Consider the following 26,598-nt stretch of genomic DNA (forward strand, 5'->3'; position numbering starts at 1 on the left):
CATAAATAACCAGTTTAACCGACCGTAAAGTCTTCTCCAATGCCTGGAACTACTTTCCAGTCGCAATTTGCGCCATGATACGCCAGTGCATTAATGTCTGGTTGTGCTGGTCCATTGGCAGTGACTACAAAAACGCAGGTCTGGGATTCAAATCCCGGTGCTTCCCTGATGGCGGTAATCGTGTAGGCAATATCGAAACTGGCATTATCAGAAAAACCGAATCCATATCGCAATCCCTGCCTGGGTGAAATCTTAAATTCATTTACTGGCTGACAGGATTCGTCAACCAGTAAACCTGTCTGGCTTATCATCCTCATCGTTATTTTCCAATTGCCTTCGGTACTACGAATGTCATGCCAGGTGTGAACATCACAGCGCGGTGAAAAAGCAAATGCAAAGCCGCCAAGGGCCATGAGACAAAAAACGGCTAATTTCATCCTAAATCCATTTAAGCTAGAAGCCAGATATCATACACGAATGATAATCATTTTCAATTGAATATTTATAAATTCAGCAGGTGCTTTTTTCTCGAGAAAAGTATAAAATTTGCCCATTGGAAAAATTAATGGACCCAACATGATTTATTTCAGCTATCTCTATTTTCTGTTTACAGGAATTTTTCATACTGAAATTCACCATTTCAATTTAGGCGATGCTAAAATCCAGATCATTCGCCAGGCCGGCCAGGGAAAAACCCTGGTGCATTTGCATGAAAATGAGAGTACCGCTCTACAGGCTGCCAAGCTTTATGTGGACTCTAACGGCGGCACATTAATTACCTTACATCATTCTGGAAAACGGAACATTGTTTTCTACCTGAAAAAGCAGCGCTATGAATTTGATCCTAACAGAATATTTACTGATGCGGGCATCAAAAAAACCTTAACGCAGTATGGTAACTATTCACCGTCTGCGCATCGCGAAGTCAGACGATTTGCCAAAGCCATTCTTGAGTTGATTCCTCCCGGAAAAGTCATTGCGGTGCACAACAACCAGGGCTATTCCATCCAGGAGTATTTTCCGAAGCACCCTCTGGCACCGGATGCCAAGGCGCTGAATTATTTACGCAATTCCAATTTCCGTAATTTTTTCTTTGTGACCCGGCAAGAAGAATTTTATAGGTTGAAACGTCTGGCATTCAATGTCGCATTACAATCAGACACGGCCCAGGATGATGGTTCTCTGTCTTACTTTCTGGGAAAGGAAAATTATATTAATATCGAAGCAGGATACGGACAGTTAACGGCTCAATTGCAAATGTTATTTAATGCCTGAATAAAAAAGACACCCGAAGGTGTCTTTTTTACCATTGCAAGGATTAAACTGGAGGTGGCGTTCCGCCGCCAAACAAGTTCAAAATAAGTAAAACAACGAACACAACCAGGAACAGGAAAAACAGAATTTTAGCGATACTGGTTGCTGTGGATGCAATTCCCCCAAAGCCAAAGGCGCCTGCGATAATTGCAATCACCAGAAAAATAAGTGCCCATCCTAACATAGAGATCTCCCTATCTTAAGTTAACGGCATCTTTCAATGCCCTTCACTTTAATAATAGTCAAATTAGATTCACTAGTAAAATCGACTAGCTTTCATTTGGATCAAAGCTTTCAAACTCATCCTCGTTAAAAGGATCATATTTTTCGCGTTGCTTCTCTTTTTTAGCAAGCTCCTTATCCTGCAGGTCATTGGTTTGCCTGAATAGCGCATCAATGTCCTCATCGGAGTAATTTCCCTTTCTATCGTTCAGCTTCTTAAACGCATCGTTATTCATCGCTCTATTCTATTTAAAATGGTTTTATATAGTTTAGTGCAGAATAATCCCCCTCGCTTTTGCTCATCCTGGCCCACTGATTTCCTGGACTCGTATTCAAACGATAAACAGGCTAACATAATAATAATTGAACTGTTTAACTGGATGAGATAATGCGGGAATTTAACTTGCTTGATCAATGTCTTGCTCAAATTGATACGGCAATTCGCAGCCTTTTGCCACCGGAAAAACGGGAAACGGCGAGGGTATCCCCGGCACAGGGACTTAAGGAGCCGCATTTAAGCATGCAGGAAAGGAAGCATGTTGCCGGCCTGATGCGCGTGAATCATGCCGGGGAAGTATGTGCGCAGGCCTTATATCAGGGGCAGGCGCTCACCGCTAACCTGGATCACGTCCGGGAAAAAATGACCCAGGCTGCCAGTGAAGAGGTGGATCACCTTGCCTGGTGTGAGCAGCGTTTGAGAGAACTGGGCAGTGAACCCAGTATTTTAAACCCTGTCTGGTATGCCGGCTCACTCATTCTGGGAGCGGTGGCTGGTCTGGCTGGCGATAAGGTGAGTCTGGGATTTTTGGCCGAAACAGAAAACCAGGTCTCCACACATCTTAAAAATCATTTAAAAAATCTTCCTGCTGAGGATCACAAATCACGTGCAATTATCGAGGAAATGGAACAGGACGAAAGTAATCATGCCCATGAGGCGATTGAAGCGGGAGCAATGGATCTGCCCTTGCCGATAAAAAAGATGATGTCTGTAGTCTCTAAAATAATGACTAAAACTGCTTATTATATCTAACCATGACTATTTTATTAATTGCCGCAGCTTTTCTCCTGGTTCTGCTCAATGCGTTTTTTGTGGCGGCAGAATTTGGCATGGTCCGTTTGCGCACGACTCGTGCGGCAATTATCGCAGAGGAATATCCCTGGCGCGGCCGGATCCTCGCCAGAGTGCATAGTCAGCTTGACGCCTACCTCTCCGCCTGTCAGTTAGGTATTACCTTGGCCTCTCTTGGTCTTGGATGGATTGGAGAACCAGCCTTTTCCGAGCTGATTTCACCACTGCTGCATCAAATGGGCATTCAGAGTCAGGGCCTTGTTGAATTTATCAGCTTTGTCTTTGCCTTTTCCCTGCTCTCTTTTTTACACATTGTTGTCGGAGAGCTGATGCCCAAATCCTTAGCGATTCGGCAAAGCGAGCAAATCTCACTATGGACCGCTGCTCCCCTCTATTATTTTTACTGGCTGATGTTTCCTATTATCTGGATGCTCAATTACTCATCCAATTTTTTTCTGAAATTGCTAGGGCTTGATGTCATACATCCCGGGGAACAATCCCATTCGAGCGAGGAAATCAAGCTAATTCTGCAATCCAGTCAGCAGCATGGTGAGCTGAGCTCTCAGGAAAGCAATATTCTGGCGCAAACCTTAGAGCTTGCTGATCTTCGTGCGGATGACGTCATGCAGTCCTCCAATGACATGATTAAATTGCCCAATCCTGTTGAAAAGGATAGCCTGATAGAAATTCTGAATCGTTATCGCTACAGCCGCTATCCTGTCTTTGATCAAAAAACAAAGAAAATCATCGGCCTTTTGCATGTGAAAGACATACAACCCTTGCTGCATAGAACAGAGAAAGGTGGGCTTTTGAATCTACAGGAATTGGTAAGGCCAATTCCTAAAGTGTCTTATCGCATGCCGGCCCTGGTTTTGCTAAGACGCTTCCAGGAAGGAATGCCGCATTTTGCTCTGATTGTCAGTCGTCAGGGAGGAATAATTGGCTTTATCACCCTGGATAATCTCCTGCATTTGGTTTTGGGAGTAATCAAAGACGAGTTTCATAAAACGCAGGATGCCTGGATTGAACACAAAGACGGGTCGTTTACCGTAAAAGGCGATTGTCCTCTTTATACCATTGAGCGCGCCTTGCACAGGGAGCTTAGTTTGTCTGAAGAGCAGGAAGAAGAGGCGGCAACCATTGCCGGTTTGATTTTACATCAGTTAGGATCGGTGCCGACCCAAGGTGAAACCATTGAATTTAATGATTTTGTTGTCCGTATTGAACAGATGCAGGGTGCGAGGATTGCCAAAGTGCGAATTAAACCCCTTGTCAAAGCAAATGATTAATCCAGAGACCCGGATTTTAAATCGATCTCGAAATATTGTATTAGTTTAGCCGTAGAAAGCCTGGCCAAAAGGTCAGATTAACGCATAACTGGAAATAACAATTATGGATTCTGCCTGGTTCATCATTCTGGTTATCATGATTGCCTTTGTTTTTGATTTTATTAATGGTTTTCATGATGCCGCCAATTCCATCGCCACCATTGTGACCACTGGTGTATTAACCCCTCGCCAAGCCGTATTATGGGCCGCTTTTTTCAATTTTATCGCTTTTCTGGTTTTTAATTTAATGGTTGCCAAAACCATTGGCAGCGGCTTAATTGACACCTCAATTGTCAGCGCGCCATTAATCTTCGCTGCCTTGATCGGTGCTATCTCTTGGAATTTGCTGACCTGGTATTATGGTTTACCTTCCAGTTCCTCTCATGCTCTGGTCGGAGGATTAGCGGGAGCCGCGGTCGTCAAAGCCGGATTTACAGCGCTTATCCCAATGGGCTTTCTTAAAGTGATCGCCGGTATTTTCATTTCTCCCGTTCTTGGAATGTTGCTTGGTTTTCTATTTACAGGAGTTTATAAAATTGCCGCTGGTAACTCTCATCCAAGACAGATACGGCGGACTTTTAAACTGCTGCAGCTTGCATCTTCGGCATTTCTCAGTCTGACCCATGGCGGCAATGACGCGCAAAAAACCATGGGCATAATTGCAGTCCTGCTTTTCTCAGCGTCCTGGTTGGGTGATAAGTTCTATATACCATTCTGGGTAGTTATCTCCTGCCATTTGGTGATAAGCCTGGGAACTCTCGCCGGTGGATGGCGAATTGTGCATACAATGGGGAATAAAATAACCAAATTGAATACGCTCAAAGGCAGCGCCGCTGAAACAGGAGCAGCCATAACCATTTTCGTAGCTACAGAATATGGAATTCCGGTGTCAACCACGCATACAGTCACAGGGGCAATTGCGGGAGTTGGACTGGTTGAAGCCCAGGGAGCGTCAGGAACACGCTGGTCAATCATACGGCGAATCTTTCTTGCCTGGCTGCTGACCATTCCGGCAGCAGGCCTCGTTGCGGGAGCAGTGATGTATATAATATACTGTTTTTATTGACTTTTTAATAATTAACAGAATATAGTCCGGCCAAGGGATTTTCACCGGTTTTTTTTATTAAATAATCAAAAAACGAACAAATTGATTAGTTTAATAGGTTGTAAAAAAAAAATAATGTGATAAAATTGTCGACTGTCCTGCCTTTTTGTATCTTTTGAAATCAAAGTGAAAATTTTCTTGCCATCTATCCTATAATTCGGTAGAATGCGCAGCATCTTAGCCGTTGCCTGACGAGCATGAAGTCGAAGTCTGAAAGCTTTAAAAAAGTTGAAGAAGAGTTAAAACCCGATGCAGAAGAAATGTATAAAAAAGGGTTGTCGCAAGCACTCGCCTTCATGCTGGCAATACCCGGCAGGCTAGATGCGCAAGCAAGGCTGCTTGCCAAAAAGCTCCATGATGACGGCGATATTTACATTGCCTATTCCGTTACCGATGCCTTCAATCTTTCCATTAGTAATCTGAAACTGTTTTGGGATTTACTTCTTACAAACTCTTCTCGAAACTCTGCCGATGCCCTGCACGACTGGCTGCTAACACCAGTTGGAATCTCCATTGCAATTACCGAATCCATCAGTCTTATTGCCCTGTCGGTCATGGGTAATTATTTCGATGAGAAAGATAAAAACTGGTTTAAGAGCGCTGTAGCCACCTATTGGCCCTACCTGCGCGATGTGATGAAAGCATTAAAAAATGCGTATAAGGGAATACGAAGTCTTTTGCAAATTGCAAATGTTCTTGACAATAGCAAGGCATTTAACTTTCTGATTTTGCCAATGGGACTTAGTTTTGGAATATTGGCAGCGCTCAACCGCATTTGGTATCGGCACATGCTCAGCATACGCAAAGAGTCAATGCGCCTGAATGCCAAATATCTGGATATGATTCAGGATAGAAAAGACCTGGCTGCCAATGAGATTGAAGAGTTTCGTGCGGCGGTCAGAAGGCAGACTACTCGTGTGCGAGTGATGGCCCTCATGGCAGCTACCTATGGCGGAATCATCGATAGCCTTTACCTTTATCTCGGGGTAATGAGTTTATGCCCATTGTCTATACCTGCTTTTGCTATCATGACGGCGTTCAGCCTTATTTACTGTGTGACCTGCGTCGCCACTCGCCTGTATGAAGAGTATGATTATCAGCGTAAGCTGGTAATTACACAGGCTAAAATTGAACTAGCGCTTTACACCCAGGAATATCGCGATATTCTGACCCAGAAGTTTGCTGAGTTAGAGCCCTTGACGCTGGAAATTTCTAAAAGAAGTTCAGCTTATCTGGGCTCTCTGGCCAAGCGGGCTCTTGGAGATACTGAGCTTGATGCTTTATCGGCTGATGAAAAACAACATCTCGAGGAATACACGCAGCCTCGGGAAAAGCACAATTACAAAGAGTTTAAAGAGCAACACGAGGCTTTAACCTCTGAAATCTACGAAATATTGAAAGGATTTGCCGAGCGGCGTCAGCGCTTGCAGGATTTGGTTTTACTTTCAGATTCTTCAGCTTTTCTGGCGGGTTTAAAAAATGGTTTGGCAGCCTACGGTGCGGTGGCGAGTATGGTATTCTCTGCTGCCACGTTTCTGACCTTAGCCTCTGTTCCATTTCCACCCCTGTTAGTAATTGCCTTTGTGTCTTCTGGTCTGGCTCTGTTGATTGGGTTTGTGGCTTATACAATGTATGCCAATTACAAGCACCGTATTCAACAAACACCGGAAAAGAGAGATCCATACTCCCGCCTCTCCGATTTTCTGAAAAATTGTACTGATTTACAGGATCCTGAGAAAATGAGTGCTCAGGAAGAAGTGGCAGCAGTTCTGGCAGAAGGGCTTCTACTCGATCCTTCGCCGCAACAGCCTTTCCAGGAGTGGTTTGAAGTAGTGCGCGCAGCCAACCCTAACAAAGGACTCAAAGCGACCGATTTTATCCTTAATCCATTACAGGATGTCGATAAAAATGGGCATTATCATGATACGCCGCTGATGGTGGGGTTGGGGGTAGTGAGTTCTGTCGTGCATTCGCTGATTTTGGGCGGAAGGGCTTTGGCGCGTGGATTTGGACGTGATGCCATTGATGCCGTGTCCAAAAAGGACAGCCAGGATATTGAAATGCAGAACATGGCTGGCAAAGGCCAGGATTATCCGCCATTCGATGACTACGAAGAAGACAAAACCTATGATGAAGCTGAGGTGAAAGATCTTAAGGAGCAGCCCAGTCCCACATCGAAACAGGGATCAGGACGGCCTGTTGAACGACATCCTGACTCCCGTAATAATTTTCACCGTCGTTCAACGTCCATGTTTTCCCTCTCAAGTCACCCGGAATCTGATATATCCATAAGCAGACCTTCGCAAGATGATGCCGTTTCTATAAAAGCGCTGAATTCACCCAGATCTCGTGGAATATTTAGCCGATCTGATAACTCCAAACCCACTGATAGCTCAAGACTCACTTATGCTGCGGGTACATCGATCATTTCTTCTGATACAAGCATGGGTTTAATGTAGGATCATTATACATTTTAAACTGATGATACACTCGGAATGTCCGGCTTCCTGCTCTGATTTCCTCAATGAATTCTCGTAAACATTGCTGCAATTGTTGCTGTTGGAGGTGAAGAGTATCCAGTTTTCGCTGGCATAATTGACGATGAGCTTCACTGGCATCCTCGCGCCTTGTTTGTAAATCCATGTGATAGGTTTTAAGAGCCAGAATGGATAAACGATCTATAATCATACCAGGTGTTTCAGAATGAACAGGGCAGCTGGCTGAGGTGCTGGGCGATAACTTGTTATACAACCACTCATCCATTGCTTCCATACGGTTATTTCTCTGCTGATTAAAACCGTCGATTTCTCGTTTTGCCTCATATACATACTGAAAGCCCTGATCGTCTCGTCGAGCACGATCTTCAGCATTCCATAACTGAAAGTTAAAGGCATGGTTTTCTTCAACCAGAGCAAAAAAGTCCTGTTGAGTGAAGCGAAGCGCTTCCTCTTTCCAGCGGATGATGGATTGCTCATGCAAGTCAAAAAGGGCATCAAGATCAATAAGCATATGTTAAAACCCGGGATATAAAAAGGCACTAGTGTAGCATGTATCTCTGTCAGCTGTGAAACTTACTGGGTCTGGTCAAAATACTGGGAATAAATTTTGACATAAGTGCCATCATTTTCCATGCTCAGCAGGGCTTTATTGATACGGTCAACAAGAGCCTGTTCGCTTTTATTGGCCATAATACCGTAACCGATACCAATTTTCATTTCAGGACCAATTAATTTGAAGTCGCCATTAGCGCTCCAGTATTTAGAGGAACCTTCATCGAGAATAAGCGCGTCAATCTCGTTATTGCTCAATGCCTGAAAAATTTCGGGCTGCGTCGAGTATTCAATAATCTGAATGTTGCTGTTAAATTTTTCGAGCAGCATTTCTTTGAAAATTGTTCCTTTTTCCGAGCCCACTTTTTTTCCGGCCAGATCATTGATGGCGTTTATCGGTGATTTGGTGCTGGTCAGAAGCTGACCGCTGCTGGGAAGATAAGGCAGACTAAATAGGTAGCTTTCCTTGCGATCATCAGTTATTGTAATGGCTGCGATAGACAGACTAATTTCTCCGCTATAGGTTTTTACCATTAATTGTTCAAAAGTCATGGGAATAAACTGACAATCAGCCTGAATGCGGCGACAAACCTCCTCCATGATATCAATATCAAATCCAAAGAAATGATTGGATTTGTCAGCGGCCATTTCAAAAGGAGGAGCGTAGGGAAGTGTACCGACAGTGAGGGTTTCTGCGTGCAAAACGCTGCTAAACAGGAGTAAAACCCCCAATGCCAATTTTTTCATTGTATAACCTTATTGAATAGAGCTCGAGAATGGATAAAAAATAGTGATTACAGTCACTATAGCCTAGCTAAAGCAAGAGGTACAGTCTATAAAATTGTGATACTATCAGTAGACAATTGCCAGCCTTTCGCAGAAACGCGAGGTTTATCAAAATCAGGAGGTTATTAATGAGATTAATTATAGCTGCTTTGCTTCTATTGCCCTCTTTAATAAGTCGAGCAGACAATTTTCCGACTACCTGCCAGCCTGTAACAGTTCAGGGTGAAACCGTGATGTTAAAGACAAAACAGCCGGTCGTTATTTTGATCCATAATTTATCCGAATCTGATTTATGGATTACTCACCCGGTTTCCGAGCCCGATGCGAGTGCCGGGTGGAGCAGTCGTTTGACCGCTGGTAATTGGTCTGCGCTGAGTCTCGATAAAAAGAAATTTGAGCTAAGTTGTATCGAATCCAGACCGGGCCATGAGCAACAGATTCCCTGTGAGGGAACGATCGCTGTGTGTGCCTGGACCGGTGTAAAAATTCCGGAAAAGAATGCCGGCACCTTCTGGGCTGCAGAAAATATGCCCCTTGCTTCCCTGTCAGCAAACCTGGGGGGACGAGGATTTAAATTACCTGATCAGTCTCAATAAATGGTAGACTGAACAATATAATTATTAGATTGAGAATTGTGAGCAAAAAATCAAAGGATCCCTACTATAAAAGGGAGAAAGAAAAATACGAGGTTCCTATCCCCAGCCGTGAGTTTATTATGCAGGTTCTGGAGGAATACGGACGCCCTATGACGCGTCAGCAGCTATTAACCCGGCTGGCTGTAGAGGATGAAAATGAACAGGAAGTTCTTGGCTATCGCTTAAAAGCGATGCTGCGTGATGGTCAGATTATGCAAGACCGCCGCAATCGTTTTTGCCTTCTGAAACGCATTAATCTCCAGCGGGGAACTGTCCAGGGACATCCGGATGGTTTTGGGTTTTTTATCCCCGATGATGGCAGCGATGATTTTGTGTTATCCGCCACGGAAATGCGCGCAGTGATGCATGGCGATGTAGTGTTAGCCTTCCAGTCCGGTTTTGATCGGCGTGGTCGTCCAGAGGGGCAAATCCATGAAGTGATTGAACATGGGAATCTTAGCGTAGTTGGTAAATTTTTTACCGAACATGGCGTAGGCTTTGTCATACCCGATAACAAGCGTCTTACTCAGGATATCGCTATTCCGCTGGGCTTTTCCGCTGAAGCCAAAAATGGTCAGATGGTTCTGGCTGAAATCATTGCTTTTCCTTCCAAACGAAATCAGGCAATTGGTAAAATAGTTCATATTCTTGGGGATCATATGGCCCCGGGAATGGAAATAGAAGTGGCTATCCATGCGCACGCTATCCCTGCCGAATGGCCCTCCGAAGTACAGTCAGAGATGACTCGTGTTCCGCAAAGCGTCACCGAGGATCAGATAAAAGGACGAACCGATTTAAGGGACCTGCCCTTTGTCACTATTGACGGTGAAGATGCCCGGGATTTCGATGACGCGGTGTATTGCTATAAGAAGCCCAAAGGGGGATTCCAGCTCTATGTGGCTATTGCCGACGTGAGTCATTATGTAAAAGTAGGTTCGGCACTGGATCAGGAGGCATCCAGACGGGGTAATTCAGTCTATTTTCCCGGTAAAGTGGTGCCGATGCTCCCGGAAGCCTTATCAAATGGAATCTGTTCATTAAATCCCCATCAGGATCGCCTGTGTATGGTGGCGGAGATGGCCATCAGTTCTGAAGGAAAAATTACTCGCTCCCGCTTTTATCGGGCAGTTTTTCATTCTCACGCAAGGCTCACCTATAATCAGGTGGGTGACTGGCTTGAGCAGGGAAATGCGGATGAGACTCACCAGCCGCTGTGGCCAATGCTGGAAAATCTGTATGACCTGTATAGAGTACTGCTTAAAGCAAGAAAATTACGGGGTGCGATGGATTTTGAAACCACCGAAACCAAAATTGAGTTTGATGAGAAGCGTAAAATAAAGAAAATAGTACCGGTTGTCCGCAATGATGCCCATCGATTAATTGAGGAGTGCATGCTGGCAGCCAACGTGGCAACTGCCCGTTTTCTCGAAAAAGCAGAAATACCTGCTCTCTATCGCGTGCATGAGGTGCCTGAAGAAGACAAAATAACTGCTTTGAGGCAATTTCTGGGAGAGCTCGGTCTGCGTTTGGAAGGTGGAAAAAAGCCAAGCCCTAAAGATTTTCAGAAAACCCTGTCAATGATCCATGACAAGCATGAACGGCACCTTATTGAAACTGTAATGCTGCGCTCCTTAAAACAGGCGCAGTATCGTGAGGATAATGAAGGGCATTTTGGATTGGCTTATCCTGCCTATACGCATTTCACTTCTCCCATCCGCCGGTATCCGGATTTGTTGATCCACCGCGCAATAGGGCATTTACTGGATAAAAAGGATTCTGATTCATTCGGCTATTCCCATGATGAGATGAATAAATTAGGCAAGCATTGCTCGATGACGGAAAGAAGAGCTGATGAAGCCACCCGAGAAGTGGTTTCCTGGTTAAAATGTGAATATATGCAGGACAAACTGGGTCAGACTTTTCATGGAACCATTTCTGCGGTTACCGGTTTTGGAATTTTTGTGGAACTGGATGAAATCTACGTCGAAGGCCTGGTGCATGTAACGTCTCTTCGTAATGATTACTATTCTTTTGACGCAGTAAAACATCGGCTGGTAGGCGAGCGGACGAGTCAGACCTATCGCCTGGGTGATAAAATGACGGTTCTGGTTGCCCGTGTTGATCTGGATGAACGGAAGATTGACTTTGAACCTGTCGATGAGGAAAAGAAGAATGGCTGATCAAATGGTTTATGGTCTCCATGCGGTGACCGCTTTACTAAAAAAACCTCATCGCCCTGTACATAAACTGCTGCTAAGCCAGGAACGTCAGGATCAGCGCATGCAGCAGCTGGTCAAATTGGCCGAAGAGGCAGGAATTCCAATGGAATTCCTTTCTGTGCAAAAGATGAAGCAACAATATCCTGACCTGGCGCACCAGGGTGTGCTGGCGATTACAGGCAGGTTGCCTGAATATGTTGAGAGTGATTTGGCGCATATGGTAGCGGCTTGCAAAAAGCCGCCTTTAATCCTTATTCTCGACAGCGTTACTGATCCTCATAATCTGGGGGCCTGTTTGCGTACGGCTGATGCGGCTGGTGTGGATTTTGTTATTATTCCTAAAGACAAGAGCGCGGGGATTACTCCTGTGGTCAGTAAGGTAGCCTGCGGCGCCGCTGAATCCATTCCTGTAGTCAAAGTGACCAATCTGGTGCGTGCGATGGAAATCATCAAACAGGAAGGCGTATGGCTCTATGGAGCCGCCGGCGAGGCTCAGGAAAGCATCTACCAACTTGAGTTAACCTCTTCTGTTGCGCTGGTGATGGGTGCTGAAGGCAGTGGTTTACGCCGATTGACCCGCGAGCATTGCGATGGTCTTTTTTCGCTGCCAATGCTTGGTAGTGTCGAAAGTCTGAATGTTTCTGTGGCTGCGGCGGTTTCATTATATGAAGCGGTACGCCAAAGGCTCGGTTAATATCTTCCTTAAAAAGCCCTCACTGCCATTAAGTTAAGGAGTTTGGTCATTCCCGCGAAGGCGGGAATCCATTCCTCAATTGGCATTATAGCCTGCTCAGAGATGGATCCCCGCCTTTCGCGGGGATGACAGTTTAATATACAATTGAGCTTAACTAAGCTTCTTCTTTGCTCAAGCGCGCAATGAGCATGCTACTGACCGTATTTCCCGTAACGTTTAATAATGTCGCTGGCGGATCAATGATGATACTAATCGCTGCAATCGCAATGAGCACCGAAGGGGGAAAGCCATAGACATTCAGGATAAGCAGCTCACCCAGCATGCCGCCGCTGGGGATGGCCCCCATCACTGTCCCTACCAGTAAAGAAACACCGAGCGCGGCTAACAGAACGCTGCTTGTGTCGAAATTCAGTTGAAAAATAGTCAGCAGAAAAGCAATTTTAAACATGCCGCCAATGACGGAGCCGTCTTTATGAACGAGAGAACCCAGAGGGATTGCAGTTTCTGAAATATCAGCAGGGATCCCCATTTGGCGAGTGGCCGCCAGGTTGGCAGGAATACTGGCAGCGCTGCTGCAGGTAGCGAGGCTGGTGATTGCGGGTAGAAAAATATGTCTCCAATAGGTTGAAACGCCTGTCTTTCCCCCCGCCAGAAAGGCATAAAAGCTATAAAAGAGAGTGAAATAGATCAAGGCGGCAAGGTAGTAAGTGACGGCAATATGAAAATAAGTTTCGATAATCTCATGACCAAGCTCACTCACCAGGGTGGCAGAATAGGCAAAGAAACCCAGCGGTGCCAAATACATGATGAATGAAAAAATCCGCATGAACAGCATCTCGCCAATCTGTAGCAGCGTGATAAAGGGCTCATATTTTTCTTTAGCCTCAGCGCAGGCAATGCCCACTAACAAGGAAAAGAGGATAAGAGAAAGCAGGTGTTGATGGGAAAGCAATTGAAAAAACTCAGGAACAGTAAAAATGCTCACTACCTGCTGCCCCAATTTAATTGACTCCATTTGGGCTGGGTTATTCATCAGTAAGTTTGATAAGCCTTCCAGAGGAAACAGCTTCACAATCGCTAAGGCATACAGGGCTGCTATAAAACTGGTACATAAAAAAACTAAAGCCATATAACTCATTATTTTTTTCAGGCGTGTCAGGGATCCCAGGCGAGATATTGCCGATGTGATGCTGAAAAAAACCAGCGGAACAATGGCGGTAAATAATAAATTAAGAAAAATATCACCTACAGGTTTAAGATACTTCACTTCTTGCTTAAAAAAATAAGCAAAAATGCCCCCCAGAATAAATGCCAGAATTAATATTAAAGAAAACAGATAAGAGTTCAGAAATCGCTTCACTATAAACCTCTTTTTAGCAGTGCTGGCAACATCTTACACCGACAAGCGAATTGCATGAAACAAAGAAGTATTTACCACGGTAAGCTCTCTGCCAAAATCGTATTGATTTTAAACAGGTTATCTGGGCTGGTCTATACTTGCTCATAAGGCCCCCTATTTCACGATCATGAATAAAAATAATTTTGAAACATTAACCAGGATGGTGTTTTTCGAGCAGCTTACTCGAGAAGAACTGGTGTTCCTTGCTGATTACATCAAGGAGCAAGTGTTTTCTCAGGGTAAAACCATCCTGCGTCAGGGACGCATGGGGGGGGATTTATATCTGATTGGAGATGGACTGGTATCTGTATGGATTGCTTTACCAGGGGATTACACTAAAGAAGCGACCACTTTGCAGCCAGGTCAATGTTTTGGTGAGGTGTCCTTTCTGGCTCACGCCCCTTTTACGGCCAATATTATTGCCGAGGTAGATACCTTCTGCTTTATTTTATCCCAGGATGTACTTTTAATGCTGAGAGTAGCGGCTCCGCAAATTGCGTATAAAATTGAAAAAGCGATTGCTTACCAGACCGCTGAGAAGATTGTCGCCAATTTTTATCACATGCGTGAATTGTTTCGTCAGCTGCCAGAAGAATACTGGGCCAGTGCCCATGCCAGACGATTAGCAGATCCAAAGGCCAGTAGTGAAGAGCTGACTTTAAAGGATTTGGATTTAGAGCATGTTCGGCACATGAATTTTTTTCAGGATATGAACAAAGAGCAGTTTGGATTTCTGATAAAACAGATGGCCATTCGCAGTTATGATCGAGGTTATCGCTTTATCACTGACGATTCAGACAATCGCCGTCTGGCCTTGATTTATTCGGGAGCTGTGATGCTTTTCTTCAAAGAAGAGGACAAATTGCAGAAATCACTTGCGGTATTTGGAGTTGGCGAGATATTCATGGAAAATTTCTTTCTTGCCGAATTCAGAAAGCACGCCAATTACGTCATCTGTGAAAAAAGTATTGTTCTGGAACTCGATGATGCCGACTATTTTAACTTGCAAAAAACGCATCCCGAAATTTTTTATAAAATAAGCCAGTATATTCATCGGGGTATCGCCCGTTCGGTTTATATAGTCAATAGACAATTTATCCGAATCGATACCGAATATCATCATTTGTTGAAGTGAGGGCATTATGTGCAGGGTACTCATTTACCTGGGACAACAGGAAACCCCGATTTATGATTTGCTTTATGGGCCGGATAATTCACTGGCACATCAAAGCTATGCCCCTCAGTTAATGCATCATATTCAGAATTTGGCAGGCTTGGGCTTTTGTGCCTGGTCTTCAAACTCATATAATGATAGTGAGCCTTTTTATTATAAAACCACGCAATTGCCTTTTTTTGATAAAAACCTGCATCGCTTATCAAAAAAGATATCGGCCAGTTGCTTTCTCGGGCATGTAAGAGGCGTTGCATACAGCACTGATGAGACCGTATCCGAGCAGAATGTTCACCCGTTTAAGTTGGACAATACTCAACTTGCTCTGGCTCATAATGGTACTTTGGAACATATATCGGTAATGAAGCAGGTTCTCACCCAACGAATCAGACCGGATGTATTTTCGCAGATCAGAGGAACTACTGATAGTGAATGGATCTATGCCTTATTTCTCTCTCAACTTAAAGATTACACGGCGGATGTTTCGCTCGATGAAGCCTGGGAATCCCTGATTGAGACATTAAGAATTCTTCGTGAAGTGCGACAGCTTTGCAAAATTGAGCTGGCGTCACCGGTTAATCTGTTTGTGACTAATGGAAAATATCTGATTGTAACCCGTTTTGTTTATGATTTTGGCCGTAACACCAGACAGGTACAAAAAGCCTTTCTTGAGTATCACAGTTTATGGGTCACCTTTGGTGAGCAGTACGGTGTGTATGATGGGGTATATAAAATGCATGGTTTCAATAAGCGAAATAATATTTTATTCGCTTCAGAGCCCTTAACCAATGATAGAACAACCTGGATAGAACTTCCGGAATACTCAATTACCAAGGCATGGATTGAAAATGGCGAAGTCATTTTCAGAACGCATGATTTACTGGTTTAGAGTTCTTGCAGGTTTTTAAGGAGGAACAGAATGTTGGTTTTCTTACTGAGAACAGTATCGCTGGTGTTGCTTTTAGTTCGAGTGGCATTATTCGCCGCTATTCTATTATTTCTAATTCCCTATCTGAAACAATGGAAGCCTGAGTGGGCGAACAATCAATATGTTGCCGCGCTTGAAAAAATTGAGCAGCCGATTTCAAAACCAATTGATTCAGTGATTACCAAGGTAGTTCCTCCTAACAAGGAACATGACTTGACCGGTTTAATTAAAATCATCGTATTTTTGATTTTATTATCCAACATAAAATACCTGCACAAACGCATTAAACGCTACTCTTATTATCTCAAGCAGAAAAAAGATTTGCTTGCCTGGCGAAGCCAGAACAAAATTGCTCGAAATAGTAGTTTATATCTTGCATTGGAAGAAAAACTCGAGCAGATTAATAGTACTAAAAACAAGAGAGTTTCCAAGAAACTGTATCAGGAATTCATGGCTCTTAAAAAGAAACTGGAGGCAATGTCGAGATATTTCGCATTTTTGTCCATCGATGTGGTCAATTCTACCGGCATGAAAACGAAAGAAGATCGCTCTCTAATTCAGCTCGATTTTTTACGATTTAAAAAAATGGTGCAGAAAAATCTCGATGAAAATGGCTGTGTGAAATCTGCCTGGACTCCGGATGGCGTTATGGCTTGTTTTAACACGGTGGATAATGCAGTGAATGCTGCGCAGGCTTCTATAATTCAATTAGAGCACTTTAATGAAAAGGTTAAGCAGATTTCCAGAGATTTCGCGGTTCGTTGCGGGATTCACGCCGGGGTGATTTATTATGATGAGCGTTTGCCCCTGGAGGAGATAACTGATCAGGTTATTGACATAGCAGGGCATATGCAAAAACATGCTGAGCCAGGCACCATTGCTATCTCAAAGACCTCAATAAAACCATCCGAGGACACCAGCGGTTTTGTGAGCAACGGGAAAACGGTTGATGATTATGAAGTGTATCAATGGAGTGCGAAAAAGGGGCAATCGACAAGCGCCTTCGCTGCAAATGGAGCTGACTTCCCTCCATAAAGTAACAGTTTGGACTAACAGGTAGGCAAATATGTCACTAAAGATGACTTTTCTGGGAACAGGCTCTGCATTTACGGTGGGAAGTAATAATTTTCAGTCCAATGTATTGCTTCAATTAAATGGGGAAAGTCTTCTAATTGACGCGGGTTCTGATGTCAGATTTGCCCTGTATGATTTAAAGATCGATTACCATGATATCCGCAGCGTTTATATCAGTCATTTGCATAGTGATCATATTGGTGGACTGGAGTGGTTTGCTTTAAGTACTTTTTTCGATGCGCGGTATCAGGGCAAGCCCAACCTGTTTGTTTCTGATAGTGTTGTGGGCGATCTCTGGTCAAAGTCTTTGGCAGGGGGCTTAAGCACCCTGCCCAATCAGCGAGCCAGTTTACAGACTTATTTCAATGTTCACTCGATCAATAAATATGGAACGTTTGTCTGGGAAGGGATCACGTTCAAATTAATACAAATGATCCACGTATTTAATGATTATTCTCTAATGCCGTGTTTTGGATTGATGTTTGAATACAATTCAAAAAAAATTTTTTTTACTGCTGATACCCAGTATGTGCCGGATCAGATGATGCTTTTCTATAAAGAAGCCGATGTTATTTTTCATGATTGTGAAACACAGAATTTTCCCAGTGGTGTGCATGCTCATTATAAGGAGCTGGTAACTATTCCTCCGGAACTTAAAAAGAAAATCTGGTTATATCATTACAATCCCGGTCAATTACCGGATGCCAAAAAAGATGGGTTTTTGGGATTCGTGGCCAGAGGCCAATCCTTTATTTTTTGACGTTAATTAATTGTAACTCCCCAGGTTGTGGATCGTCGCAACGTCATCCTGAACGCAGTGAAGGATCTCCTGAATCTGGCTCAGTTCCAAGCAGTTTGAGATCCTTCACTACGCTCAGGATGACGAACCTGGAGAGTTACAATTAATTTATTATCAGTTGCTAATAATTTCTTAAGTTTTTTTTTCTATAATTAGGATAATGTTTCAAAGGTTTGTCCTTATTATGCCTCCTATATTGCCCGTTTTTGATGGTTATGACAAAGAGCCTTCGAGCTCTTCATATCTATTGCAAAACTGGCATTTTCTCAGTGGAAAAAGCGGCGGTGCAAATGATGGCGGCAAGCATGGCGGCTTGTACCAGGTTAAATCAGAAGAGCAGCAAGACGTCTTGGTGTATCTAAAAAAAGACCCGCAGGAAGACAAGAATATCTGTGAAGTGTTTGCCAGTCAGCTAATGCGCTTCATTGCAGAGGAAACCGGCGAAAATCCAGACATTATTGCCAATGTGGATTATGTACCGACCCAGAATGAAGGTGTGTACATCGCTTCCAACGTATTCACCGGGTACCGTGATTTATTTTTAGATGCTCATCTTGCCTATAATTTGCCTACAGATAAGCCGCTAAGGGCTCAGGTGCCCAATTGGGAGACCTTACCCAATCAGCGTCCTTCCTATTTTCAGCACGATGAAGCCATTGATGTCATGATTCAATCGGGTCGTTATCGTGATTTAACCGTAGGCCTGGCTCTAAGAGCTATTCCAGACGATCCTGATCTGCACTATGAAAATATTGGCGCTGTTCCCATAAAGCGTTCAGGTTCAGAAAATTATCTCCCTATTATTACGAATGGCCGTTACGAAGGTTTCGTACTTTGGACTAAGGTTCCCGATAACTCTAAAGACTATGAACCAGTAAAAATTGGCTCTCAGATTTATTATAAGCAACAGGTTCATCAATATAATGCTGAGGCCCAGGAGCTACAGCCGGTTGAAGGCATGTCTAATCTTGAAACTCTTTCAGATAAAGTTATTGAATACTGTGTCGAGGCGCAGGGCAAGCTATTCATTATTCCTGCAAAAAATAATACGCGTGCCGCGCATATTGATTTTGGCGGGGCTTTGGGTGATTTTCGTTTGCTCAACCGCCATTTGGATGGAAAAATTCATGTCAACAAGCTCCTGGATTTAATCCGTTACCGTCCTTCGCGTCATGGGCCGCCGGCTTATCATAAAAAATTGCCCGTCGCCTTGACGGAAGGCAATGAATTTTTCCATGTTTTAGCTCGATTCTCAACGGTCGATACAAACAAGTTGAATGATAAAATCACAGCCGAAATCGACAGAGCAATCGATGTCTATAAAGATAAACCCGACATCCTGATTTCATTTGCCAAACGGGTTGGGGCTCCTGTACCAGGAGATGCCAGGAATAATCTGGCCGCATTAGGTGATTCACTAAAGACATTTATTCTGGAGAATATGATTTCAAAACAGGAGCATGCAAAAACTCTGTTTTTAAATCATTTTTGCCGGCTACAGCGCTCCGATCAGGTTAATCTGCTTAATATTCTGCAAGCAGATGTCAGCCGCCTGCCATTAAAGCGTGATCAGATCTTACATGCTTTCTACCAGAATATATGGCAGGAAAATGAAAAGCTGTTTGTCGCTCTGCAACAGATTGATGAACTGATGCTACCCAGTGAAATCTGGACGCAGAAGAATGCCCAGACCCAGGAACAATTACTGGTCATTGGCACCCGATTGGATGAATTTAAATCTGTTCTTCATAGCCGTTTATGTAATGCTTATTTTAAAGACAATCTTGAAAGTGAATCAACACGAATTGGTGAAATCGTTGCAGAGACCGCAAAGTTAATGTCGGCTTTCAGAGTACAGTATGACAAAGTCAACGATCCTCGCCTGGCCCCCGAAGTACGTCTCGCAGCTATTGACGAATTCATTGACTCAGTGAAGAAGTTTGAGAAAGAAACTATCAAACCCAGTGGAAAACAGCAATTTGCCATCGCTGCCAGTGTATTGGTGGGAGCTTTATTGGGAGCTCTTATCGGTGCGGCCGTCGGTTTAGTGACCGGGGCGCTGGTGGGGACTCTGGTAGGGCATGTGGCTGGAGGGCTCGCTGGAGCCAGTGTTGGCAGTGTGGTCGGTGCTGTCAAAGGCGCAGGCTTGGGAACAGCGATTGCGATGGGAGTCGCTGCATTGTTTTTTGGCAGTGCCGCCGCCTTTGGCGGAGGGGCTGCAGGACGTACTCTTTTCTTTAGTAAAACGCAGCAAGCTGCTGTCGATTTATCACAAACCACGCAAGCGCTCTTATTTCAGCAAAAGAAAGCAATTCTTGAAAATCTCAAAGAAAAGGAATTCCCGGAAGATCCGATAGTAACGCCTGGTGCCTGCACTTAATTCGCAATAGGAACACAGCTCTTCTGCACCTGACTTGACTAGGTATTATGATTGCGTACTCTATATTACTAGTTACAGAGCATAATTAAAAAGGGCAGAAATGAAAAATACTCCAATTAAAAAAGCGGTTTTGTATCGAATGGTGATGGAACATCATGTCTGTCCTTACGGCCTTAAAGCGAAAGATTTGTTAAAACGTCAAGGTTATGAAGTTGAAGACAATTATTTAACAACGCGTGAGCAAGTCGATGCCTTCAAGCGCGAACATAATGTAAGCACCACGCCTCAAACGTTCATTAATGGTAAGCGAATAGGTGGTTATGACGATTTGCGAGCATACTTTGGAAAGAAATTAAAAGATCCAAAAGAAAAAAGCTATCGCCCTGTTATTGCACTTTTTGCAGTAACGGCACTCATGGCAATGGCAATGAGTTACGCTAGCTTTACTAATCCGTTTACGCCACATGCCCTGGGCTGGTTTATCGCTTTTAGCATGTCAATCCTTGCTTTGTTGAAACTACAGAATATCGAAAGCTTCTCCACCATGTTTTTGAACTATGATCTATTGGCTAAACGCTGGGTTCCCTACAGTTATATCTATCCATTTGCAGAGGGCCTTGCAGGGATATTAATGATTGCAGGCGCTTTAAACTGGCTTTCTGTTCCAATTGCTTTATTTATTGGAACTGTAGGGGCTGTTTCAGTATTTAAGGCGGTATATATCGACAAACGTGAACTTAAATGCGCCTGTGTGGGCGGTGACAGTAAGGTACCTTTGGGGTTTATTTCGCTCACTGAAAACTTAATGATGATTGGAATGGCTTTATTTATGCTAATTATGTAATTCACCATAAGAATTATATATTAAACTGTCATCCCCGCGAAAGGCGGGGATCCATCTCTGAGCTCGCTATAATGCCAATTGAGGAATGGATTCCCGCCTTCGCGGGAAAGACAAAATTTCCTTAACTTAATGGCAGTGAGGGCTAGGATGAGGATTTATAGAGAAATCCCTTAGTGAGTAATCTCTTCCCGGCCCTTGTTTTGCAAAGACTCTCCTAGACAAAGCGCCATAAAGGCGATAAAAAAGTATCCTGACCCTGAGTAAAAAAGCAGGGAGTCAGAGATATTGCCTACCGCAAAAACAAGCAATAACGCAAAAGCTGTGAAGCGATATTCTCTCAGACGATTGGCGGCACTGAGCAGTCCCAGATAAAAGGCAGCAAACAGCAGAATACCTGCCAAACCAAATTCAACAGCAATCAGCCAGTATTGGCTATGGGGTTCCAGTAACCGCCGATCCCAGGAAGGGACTGGCTTATGAATTTTAAATTCATAAGTAAAGCTTGCGGTTCCATTACCAAATAATGGATGTTGTTTGAATAATTGTTTGGCGAAGTTATGAAACTGTAAGCGATAGCCTACCGACGTATCTTTATAGGCGTGGTAATAATCAAGTTCCGCTTTCACCTGGTGTATGCCGAAATTCATTGCCGGGCTTAATTTATAACATACAGCAAATAATGCCAGAATCAGAGTAATCGCTATCAGGGCCTGTTTTCTGCTAAAAAGCTGGCAGGCAAGAGTCGTCATCAAAAGAAAATAAATCACATAGCCGGTGCGGCCTGTGCTTATAAAAAGGACCTGGTAAGTGCATAGCAGGTAAACCAGGGCATAGGCATAGCGGGCTGTTGTTTTGCCTTGAAAAAAATAATAAGCGGACAGGTAGGCCGCAAAAGACATCATAATGCCGGTCATGATGTGGTTACGGAAAATCGCATCCGCATTCACCTGGCCGCCCGGAATGATATTTTTGGATTGTAAAATGGATAAAATGCAGGTTAAAAGCATTCCTGCAAGAAAGGCATGTACCGCTTTTCGGCGGGTGTCCGCTTCCATAAATCCCAGAGTTAATAAAGGCAAATAGACGAATTTACTGTATTTTTCAATAACCAGCCATTTTTCTCCCCAGCTTGCAGGGCTCCAAAAACTGGCCGTCAGTGCCAGAAAAAACAGGGATAGGGCAAGCAGGCTCCAGGGTTTACGAAATATGGCAGCCAGATTATCACGGTAACAGGGAGTAAAAATAATTGAAAGAACAGCCAGTCCCAGGAAGATACTCTTTGCTGTTGAACTTAAGGGTTCAACAAAGAATAAGCCAATCAAAAAAAACGGCGCCAGATTATAGGTCGACAGTCTCTGCCAGGTAGCTTGCAAGGTTTGCATGGATAGTCATTTCCATTGGAAAAGGCTGTATTGTACTCATTTTGAACCGGGAAATCGATAGAGATATTAAAGCCCTCTCTCTTGCTTGATTGGCGCTTGCTTGAGAGAGGGCAAAAACTTACTGCAGTGATTGCTGAATCGTCTGAGCTTGTTGCAGGTGCTGACTGACGTGAGCGCGTGTTCTTTCCAAATGAGCGCGCAGCATCGGATTAACAGCCTGTTGCATTAATTTATTATCAATCAGCTTTAAAGCGTCTGCATGGCCTTTCACCATTGCAGCTATATAGGCTTTGTCAAAAGCTGGACCATTCAGGCGTTTTAGCCTGGCAAGTTCGACTCGTCCCTTGTACTTTAAAGTCTGAGCGACGGGGCCATTGATTGGAGTAATTCCTGTGCGTTGTGCAACTGTTTCAGTGGTTGACAGGTTAGCACCATGTTCTCTTTCCATCATTTGTCCGAAATTCCTGACTGAGGGATTAACCGCTTTTGCTTCTGCGAGCTGTCCTGCTGCTATTTCATTTTGATTTAATGCAATAAGTCCGGCGATTATTTTTCCATCGGTTGTTTTCTGTGCAGCTGTCATTGGAACAGATGTGCTGTTTTCCAGATAATCTGTTGAATTCATACTACAGGCTGAACTAAAAATAATTGCACTACTGAGTAACGAGAATTTAATAAAGTTTTGCATGATTTGTCCTTGATGATTAATGCAAATATTAAAGCTACCTGATTCTTTGGCAAAAGAATACTAGGGCAATGCACTATTGCCCCAAAGAATCCGGTTAAGGGTTTTGAAAAAGATTTAAATGCTGATCACCTGCTTCTGATCCAGTAGCTGATTGTGGTTTGCTCAGGCCAGGATGAATGAACTGATTCAGCTTTCCTGCCAAAAGCCACATAATTGCTCCAATAAAGAGGGTCACCACGCCAATTCCAGCAAACACATTGGTGTAAATGTCCAGGGAGGCTATTCCGGGTTTGACATGTTCTGGCAAGGCGGTCAGCGAGGCGACTGATGCGCCGATAAAGCCTGCTACCGAAGAAGTAAGAAACCACATACCCATCACGAAGCCGGCGATTCCGGCAGGCACAAGCTCGGCAACCATTGCTACGCCCAAAGCAGAAACCAGTAGCTCTCCTGTACTCTGAAAGAAGTAACTGGCAATCAGCCACCAGGATGACACAATGCCATTACCATCATGCGCGAAGCGGGCAAAATACAAGAGCCCGAAACTCACCCCACAGCAGAGCATGCCCAGGGCGAATTTATAGGGTATGGAAAACGATATGCCCTTGTGATGCAATTTGCCATAACCTATTGCCAGCACCGGGCTCATTATAATAATCCAGATAGGATTCAATGCCTGGAAGCTCTGAGGGTCGATACTTAGGCCCAGGAGGCTGGGAACGACATTATTCACGGCAAACAAGTTTAAAGAGGTGGGCATTTGCTGATAGAGGGTAAAAAAGACGATAGCTTCCAGCATAAGAATAAATGCCACCAGCATGCGCATAAACCCGGCTTTTTGTTCGCGGCGCATATAAATAAAATAGATTGCCACGACAAGGGCAGTAACGAGCCACACCAAATCTTTGGCAATATTGACATGCTGCAAGAGATAGGCGGAGGCTAAGGTGGCAGCAACAATGCTGGCCCCTATAGTGAGCCACTGCCAGAGCGGAATACGTTTAAGCTCCGCTGGTGTATTGATATGCGCCACATGTTTTCTCTGGAAGAAATAATTAGCCAATCCCAATATCAGGCCTATGAAGCTTGCGAAGTAAGCATAGGAATATCCGTAGCGATTGGCAAATACAGGTCCAATAAATAAGGCAACCGTTGAGCCTAAATTGATTGCCATGTAATAAAGTGTGAAGGCTCCATGAAGGCGCGGATCATTTTCCGTATAGCATTTCGCAAGCAGGCTGGAAGGATTGGCTTTGAAAAGACCATTTCCAACACAAACCAGACCCAATGCCAGAAAAACAGTCTCGCTATCGGCAAGCGCTAATGACAAATAGCCCAGGGAAAGAATAATCAGGCCGAGAATAATAGTGCGCTTCGTGCCAAGCACCTTATCCCCAAGAAAGCCGCCAAAAGCGACCATGCCATAAACCAGTGCAGAAAATGCACCAAAAGTATAATAAGAATCAGTCTCGTTAAAACCTAAAAAGCGGATAAAATAAAGTGTTAAAATTCCCTGTACAGTGTAATAACCAAAACGCTCCCAAATCTCCAGCATGAAAATCATATGAAAAGCCCGGGGTTGCTTCCGAAACAGTTTCAGCATGTTGATCAGTCCTTTGCCTAGATTAATTATGTGAGTGGGTTCGGTATTTCATAACGCTATTTGAACGCACATCTATCTAAGCTATACGAGTTTATCTGAATTTGCAATACGCCACGCAAAGTCAGAAACAAAGGCGGTTTCAATGCTGACTGCCGTTTTAATGATAGCCGTTTTTCGCTTCTTCCTTGATTCCTTCCTGCTCGGTATCCTGATCTCCCTCGCGGCCTCCGGAGCTTTGCCGCTCAAGCGCCTCGGAAAGTGGCTGGAAGTCGAAGTTGCGATCTTCAAGAGCGGTTTTTAAAGGAGCAAATCCCATGAAATCTTTGATTTCATGGGAAGTTATATCCAGCTTGTTTTCGATTACGGACTGCTTTGCCTGCTTGAGCAAATTAAGGGCAGAATCCATACACTCAAAATCCTCAAGTAAGTCGTTAACCTGGTCTTTATTCATTTTTTCAGGGCTTTCATTGAGGTGAACTGCGATCTGATTAAAAATTTTTAATATATCCCTTTGATTGGAGTGCTCGATTGCATTGTCCAACTCCTGCTCTATCTCTCCAACCCAATGAAGGTGCTCCAGTTTGCGCTTTAACACAGCAGGCGAGTTGGGGGCTTCAAGACTCAACTCAGTTTGTAAGGTGGAGCTTAAGATGAGTGGCGATCCTTTATCAGGCAAATCAGGTGTCTGTGTTAATTGTGATGCAGACTCAAGCTGATCCTGTTTACTATCCTGCAGGAGTTCTTGTTTTTCATTTTCTGTATCGTCATCATCTGGTGTTTCTGCCTTGGCTTCGGCTGCCTTATCTTTACCGGTTAACTTTTGCCACCCCTGTTTAAGCAGTGGAATGCCTACTCGGCCTAACACATAAAGGCCGCCCGCCAGCGCGCTTCCTGCAACAATGCCAAGACCTGCCGGTGGAAAAAACAGACTTAGTACCATTCCTGCGATAACCAGAGAGGATAAGCCTATTCCGACGACCTTATCGACAATCCCCATTCCTCCGAGCCGTTTGAGTTTCTCTTCTCGTGAAAATCGGCGATCGTGCAGGGCCTGCAGCGATTTTTTAACTGCTTCATAATCCTGGTCCAGCTTATCAATATGCCGGGATAACTGTTTAGCGGTCTCCTCATCCCCAGAATCGATAGCTGCAGTGAGTTTGCGCTCAAATAGTTCAGCCTGCTCCTGAAGATTCTTAAGATTTTGTTCTTCGAGTTCAATGGCCGTATTAATTGATGCTATCTCTTTTTTTGCTGCATAGATTGAATGAAGATGCTTTCCCAAGGTTACCAAACTAAGACCTAGCGCCATCACTGCTGCGGTCATTGCGATGATTGGCGCAATAGGTGGTATCGCCAGTGCGGTGATAGCCAGGCCAAGCAGAGCGGCCGAATAAAGGAGGCGGGCATTTTTGGAGAGGCTTATCGGAGGTTTTTCACCTAGCATATAGGCTGCCAGATAAATCAGCGGGATTCGTATAAAATCAATTCCGGATAAAACCGCATTACCAATCTGAAATCCGCGGCTGGCACTCTGCACAGGGCCTGAAATATTACCCGAAACCATCGCCAGTTTGCTAAACGCATTTCCAGCTCCGTCCACACTATGAAGAAATCCGGAAAATAAAGGAATTCGCTTAAGGGCTTCCAATACCAGGGCCTTTTTCTTGGGCGGTACCGGGGTAATGCTAAGCGGTTCTCTGATCTGCTGCAGCTTATTCAGTTTCTGCTGCCAGGGACTGGTCGATGCTTCAATTTCGGTTTCTTTCTCTTTCATAATTAATTACCCGTTATTGTCTTTAATATAGCAAGTAATCATTAACAAAAAATGATGCTAGTTAATTTGAGGATAGAAATTTCAAGTTCTTACTTGCCATGATTGCATGCTCTCCTCTATATTCCTAGCAGGAT

General features: G+C 44.0%; 24 protein-coding genes. 14 read left to right on the forward strand and 10 right to left on the reverse strand.

The window, feature by feature from the left end; translation table 11 throughout:
- Positions 1-14 precede the first annotated feature (14 nt).
- Positions 15-437, reverse strand: coding sequence for a hypothetical protein (locus B1207_RS05250; protein WP_112218939.1), 423 nt, complete (start codon positions 435-437; stop codon positions 15-17).
- A 139-nt stretch (positions 438-576) separates the two neighbouring features.
- Between B1207_RS05250 and B1207_RS05255 the strand changes: the two genes are divergently transcribed.
- On the forward strand, positions 577-1,275 hold the full coding sequence (locus B1207_RS05255) for a protein tyrosine phosphatase (RefSeq protein ID WP_253255786.1): 699 nt from the start codon (positions 577-579) through the stop codon (positions 1,273-1,275).
- Between the two features lie 43 nt (positions 1,276-1,318).
- Here B1207_RS05255 and B1207_RS05260 read toward each other — a convergent pair whose 3' ends face one another.
- Both B1207_RS05260 and B1207_RS05265 read right to left on the reverse strand, forming a co-directional pair.
- Positions 1,319-1,498 carry a DUF1328 domain-containing protein gene (locus B1207_RS05260; RefSeq protein WP_058506793.1) on the reverse strand — a complete coding sequence of 60 codons (180 nt, stop codon included), beginning with the start codon at positions 1,496-1,498 and terminating at the stop codon, positions 1,319-1,321.
- A gap of 85 nt (positions 1,499-1,583) precedes the next feature.
- A complete protein-coding gene (locus tag B1207_RS05265; RefSeq protein WP_112218940.1) occupies positions 1,584-1,772 on the reverse strand; it encodes a hypothetical protein in 189 nt (62 codons plus the stop codon).
- Positions 1,773-1,924: 152 nt separating this feature from the next.
- Between B1207_RS05265 and coq7 the strand changes: the two genes are divergently transcribed.
- The 4 genes from coq7 (at position 1,925) to B1207_RS05285 (ending at position 7,497) form a co-directional block, all read left to right on the forward strand.
- The gene (coq7, locus tag B1207_RS05270; RefSeq protein ID WP_112218941.1) at positions 1,925-2,566 is read left to right on the forward strand and encodes a 2-polyprenyl-3-methyl-6-methoxy-1,4-benzoquinone monooxygenase; all 642 of its coding nucleotides are present in this window, start codon (positions 1,925-1,927) and stop codon (positions 2,564-2,566) included.
- A gap of 2 nt (positions 2,567-2,568) precedes the next feature.
- Positions 2,569-3,894, forward strand: a complete 1,326-nt coding sequence (locus tag B1207_RS05275; RefSeq protein WP_112218942.1) for a hemolysin family protein — start codon at positions 2,569-2,571, stop codon at positions 3,892-3,894.
- A gap of 103 nt (positions 3,895-3,997) precedes the next feature.
- Positions 3,998-4,999, forward strand: coding sequence for an inorganic phosphate transporter (locus B1207_RS05280; protein WP_112218943.1), 1,002 nt, complete (start codon positions 3,998-4,000; stop codon positions 4,997-4,999).
- A 236-nt stretch (positions 5,000-5,235) separates the two neighbouring features.
- The gene (locus B1207_RS05285) at positions 5,236-7,497 is read left to right on the forward strand and encodes a hypothetical protein (RefSeq protein ID WP_112218944.1); all 2,262 of its coding nucleotides are present in this window, start codon (positions 5,236-5,238) and stop codon (positions 7,495-7,497) included.
- Here the strand turns inward: B1207_RS05285 and B1207_RS05290 are convergent.
- Complete coding sequence (locus B1207_RS05290; protein WP_112218945.1) at positions 7,463-8,047, reverse strand: DUF4254 domain-containing protein; 585 nt, start codon at positions 8,045-8,047, stop codon at positions 7,463-7,465. The genes B1207_RS05285 and B1207_RS05290 overlap by 35 nt on opposite strands.
- Before the next feature lie 62 nt (positions 8,048-8,109).
- The gene (locus B1207_RS05295) at positions 8,110-8,835 is read right to left on the reverse strand and encodes a transporter substrate-binding domain-containing protein (protein WP_112218946.1); all 726 of its coding nucleotides are present in this window, start codon (positions 8,833-8,835) and stop codon (positions 8,110-8,112) included.
- Positions 8,836-9,002: 167 nt separating this feature from the next.
- Between B1207_RS05295 and B1207_RS05300 the strand changes: the two genes are divergently transcribed.
- Genes B1207_RS05300 through rlmB form a run of 3 tightly spaced genes read left to right on the forward strand, consistent with a single transcriptional unit; the run spans position 9,003 to position 12,422 of the window.
- Positions 9,003-9,470: a hypothetical protein gene (locus B1207_RS05300; RefSeq protein WP_112218947.1), complete on the forward strand. Its 468-nt coding sequence runs from the start codon at positions 9,003-9,005 to the stop codon at positions 9,468-9,470.
- Positions 9,471-9,508: 38 nt separating this feature from the next.
- Positions 9,509-11,689, forward strand: a complete 2,181-nt coding sequence (rnr, locus tag B1207_RS05305) for a ribonuclease R (protein WP_112218948.1) — start codon at positions 9,509-9,511, stop codon at positions 11,687-11,689.
- A complete protein-coding gene (gene rlmB / locus B1207_RS05310) occupies positions 11,682-12,422 on the forward strand; it encodes a 23S rRNA (guanosine(2251)-2'-O)-methyltransferase RlmB (protein WP_112218949.1) in 741 nt (246 codons plus the stop codon). Before rnr ends, rlmB begins: the two co-directional genes overlap by 8 nt.
- Positions 12,423-12,576: 154 nt before the next feature.
- Here rlmB and B1207_RS05315 read toward each other — a convergent pair whose 3' ends face one another.
- The gene (locus tag B1207_RS05315) at positions 12,577-13,785 is read right to left on the reverse strand and encodes a dicarboxylate/amino acid:cation symporter (RefSeq protein WP_112218950.1); all 1,209 of its coding nucleotides are present in this window, start codon (positions 13,783-13,785) and stop codon (positions 12,577-12,579) included.
- Between the two features lie 163 nt (positions 13,786-13,948).
- Here B1207_RS05315 and B1207_RS05320 point away from each other — a divergent pair, with 163 nt between their 5' ends.
- The 6 genes from B1207_RS05320 (at position 13,949) to B1207_RS05345 (ending at position 21,017) form a co-directional block, all read left to right on the forward strand.
- Positions 13,949-14,956: a cyclic nucleotide-binding domain-containing protein gene (locus tag B1207_RS05320; RefSeq protein ID WP_112218951.1), complete on the forward strand. Its 1,008-nt coding sequence runs from the start codon at positions 13,949-13,951 to the stop codon at positions 14,954-14,956.
- Positions 14,957-14,963: 7 nt separating this feature from the next.
- Entirely contained in the window at positions 14,964-15,881 is a 918-nt protein-coding gene (locus tag B1207_RS05325; protein ID WP_112218952.1) for a class II glutamine amidotransferase, read from the forward strand.
- A gap of 30 nt (positions 15,882-15,911) precedes the next feature.
- On the forward strand, positions 15,912-16,955 hold the full coding sequence (locus B1207_RS05330; protein ID WP_112218953.1) for an adenylate/guanylate cyclase domain-containing protein: 1,044 nt from the start codon (positions 15,912-15,914) through the stop codon (positions 16,953-16,955).
- Between the two features lie 31 nt (positions 16,956-16,986).
- On the forward strand, positions 16,987-17,754 hold the full coding sequence (locus B1207_RS05335; protein WP_112218954.1) for an MBL fold metallo-hydrolase: 768 nt from the start codon (positions 16,987-16,989) through the stop codon (positions 17,752-17,754).
- Positions 17,755-17,977: 223 nt separating this feature from the next.
- Positions 17,978-20,173, forward strand: coding sequence for a hypothetical protein (locus B1207_RS05340; RefSeq protein ID WP_112218955.1), 2,196 nt, complete (start codon positions 17,978-17,980; stop codon positions 20,171-20,173).
- Positions 20,174-20,273: 100 nt separating this feature from the next.
- Entirely contained in the window at positions 20,274-21,017 is a 744-nt protein-coding gene (locus B1207_RS05345) for a MauE/DoxX family redox-associated membrane protein (protein ID WP_112218956.1), read from the forward strand.
- 170 nt (positions 21,018-21,187) lie between these two features.
- Here the strand turns inward: B1207_RS05345 and B1207_RS05350 are convergent, their stop codons facing one another.
- From B1207_RS05350 to B1207_RS05365, 4 genes are all read right to left on the reverse strand, one after another.
- Entirely contained in the window at positions 21,188-22,399 is a 1,212-nt protein-coding gene (locus B1207_RS05350) for an O-antigen ligase family protein (RefSeq protein WP_112218957.1), read from the reverse strand.
- A gap of 118 nt (positions 22,400-22,517) precedes the next feature.
- A complete protein-coding gene (locus tag B1207_RS05355; protein WP_112218958.1) occupies positions 22,518-23,087 on the reverse strand; it encodes a DUF4142 domain-containing protein in 570 nt (189 codons plus the stop codon).
- 94 nt (positions 23,088-23,181) lie between these two features.
- The gene (locus B1207_RS05360) at positions 23,182-24,690 is read right to left on the reverse strand and encodes an oligopeptide:H+ symporter (protein ID WP_112218959.1); all 1,509 of its coding nucleotides are present in this window, start codon (positions 24,688-24,690) and stop codon (positions 23,182-23,184) included.
- A 157-nt stretch (positions 24,691-24,847) separates the two neighbouring features.
- The gene (locus B1207_RS05365) at positions 24,848-26,464 is read right to left on the reverse strand and encodes a hypothetical protein (RefSeq protein ID WP_112218960.1); all 1,617 of its coding nucleotides are present in this window, start codon (positions 26,462-26,464) and stop codon (positions 24,848-24,850) included.
- Positions 26,465-26,598: the final 134 nt, after the last annotated feature.

The organism is Legionella quinlivanii, from assembly GCF_003265995.1.
Lineage (GTDB): Bacteria > Pseudomonadota > Gammaproteobacteria > Legionellales > Legionellaceae > Legionella_C > Legionella_C quinlivanii_A.

Bases quoted from the DNA above. Each gene is read 5' to 3' on its own strand.
- B1207_RS05335 (WP_112218954.1), top strand. From the start codon at position 16,987: ATGTCACTAAAGATGACTTTTCTGGGAACAGGCTCTGCATTTACGGTG.
- B1207_RS05365 (WP_112218960.1), bottom strand. From the start codon at position 26,464: ATGAAAGAGAAAGAAACCGAAATTGAAGCATCGACCAGTCCCTGGCAG.
- B1207_RS05280 (WP_112218943.1), top strand. From the start codon at position 3,998: ATGGATTCTGCCTGGTTCATCATTCTGGTTATCATGATTGCCTTTGTT.
- B1207_RS05355 (WP_112218958.1), bottom strand. From the start codon at position 23,087: ATGCAAAACTTTATTAAATTCTCGTTACTCAGTAGTGCAATTATTTTT.
- B1207_RS05345 (WP_112218956.1), top strand. From the start codon at position 20,274: ATGAAAAATACTCCAATTAAAAAAGCGGTTTTGTATCGAATGGTGATG.
- B1207_RS05325 (WP_112218952.1), top strand. From the start codon at position 14,964: ATGTGCAGGGTACTCATTTACCTGGGACAACAGGAAACCCCGATTTAT.
- B1207_RS05320 (WP_112218951.1), top strand. From the start codon at position 13,949: ATGAATAAAAATAATTTTGAAACATTAACCAGGATGGTGTTTTTCGAG.
- B1207_RS05265 (WP_112218940.1), bottom strand. From the start codon at position 1,772: ATGAATAACGATGCGTTTAAGAAGCTGAACGATAGAAAGGGAAATTAC.
- B1207_RS05360 (WP_112218959.1), bottom strand. From the start codon at position 24,690: ATGCTGAAACTGTTTCGGAAGCAACCCCGGGCTTTTCATATGATTTTC.
- B1207_RS05255 (WP_253255786.1), top strand. From the start codon at position 577: ATGATTTATTTCAGCTATCTCTATTTTCTGTTTACAGGAATTTTTCAT.
- B1207_RS05340 (WP_112218955.1), top strand. From the start codon at position 17,978: ATGCCTCCTATATTGCCCGTTTTTGATGGTTATGACAAAGAGCCTTCG.
- B1207_RS05350 (WP_112218957.1), bottom strand. From the start codon at position 22,399: ATGCAAACCTTGCAAGCTACCTGGCAGAGACTGTCGACCTATAATCTG.
- B1207_RS05330 (WP_112218953.1), top strand. From the start codon at position 15,912: ATGTTGGTTTTCTTACTGAGAACAGTATCGCTGGTGTTGCTTTTAGTT.
- B1207_RS05275 (WP_112218942.1), top strand. From the start codon at position 2,569: ATGACTATTTTATTAATTGCCGCAGCTTTTCTCCTGGTTCTGCTCAAT.
- coq7 (WP_112218941.1), top strand. From the start codon at position 1,925: ATGCGGGAATTTAACTTGCTTGATCAATGTCTTGCTCAAATTGATACG.
- B1207_RS05260 (WP_058506793.1), bottom strand. From the start codon at position 1,498: ATGTTAGGATGGGCACTTATTTTTCTGGTGATTGCAATTATCGCAGGC.
- rlmB (WP_112218949.1), top strand. From the start codon at position 11,682: ATGGCTGATCAAATGGTTTATGGTCTCCATGCGGTGACCGCTTTACTA.
- B1207_RS05300 (WP_112218947.1), top strand. From the start codon at position 9,003: ATGAGATTAATTATAGCTGCTTTGCTTCTATTGCCCTCTTTAATAAGT.
- B1207_RS05290 (WP_112218945.1), bottom strand. From the start codon at position 8,047: ATGCTTATTGATCTTGATGCCCTTTTTGACTTGCATGAGCAATCCATC.
- B1207_RS05285 (WP_112218944.1), top strand. From the start codon at position 5,236: ATGAAGTCGAAGTCTGAAAGCTTTAAAAAAGTTGAAGAAGAGTTAAAA.
- B1207_RS05295 (WP_112218946.1), bottom strand. From the start codon at position 8,835: ATGAAAAAATTGGCATTGGGGGTTTTACTCCTGTTTAGCAGCGTTTTG.
- B1207_RS05250 (WP_112218939.1), bottom strand. From the start codon at position 437: ATGAAATTAGCCGTTTTTTGTCTCATGGCCCTTGGCGGCTTTGCATTT.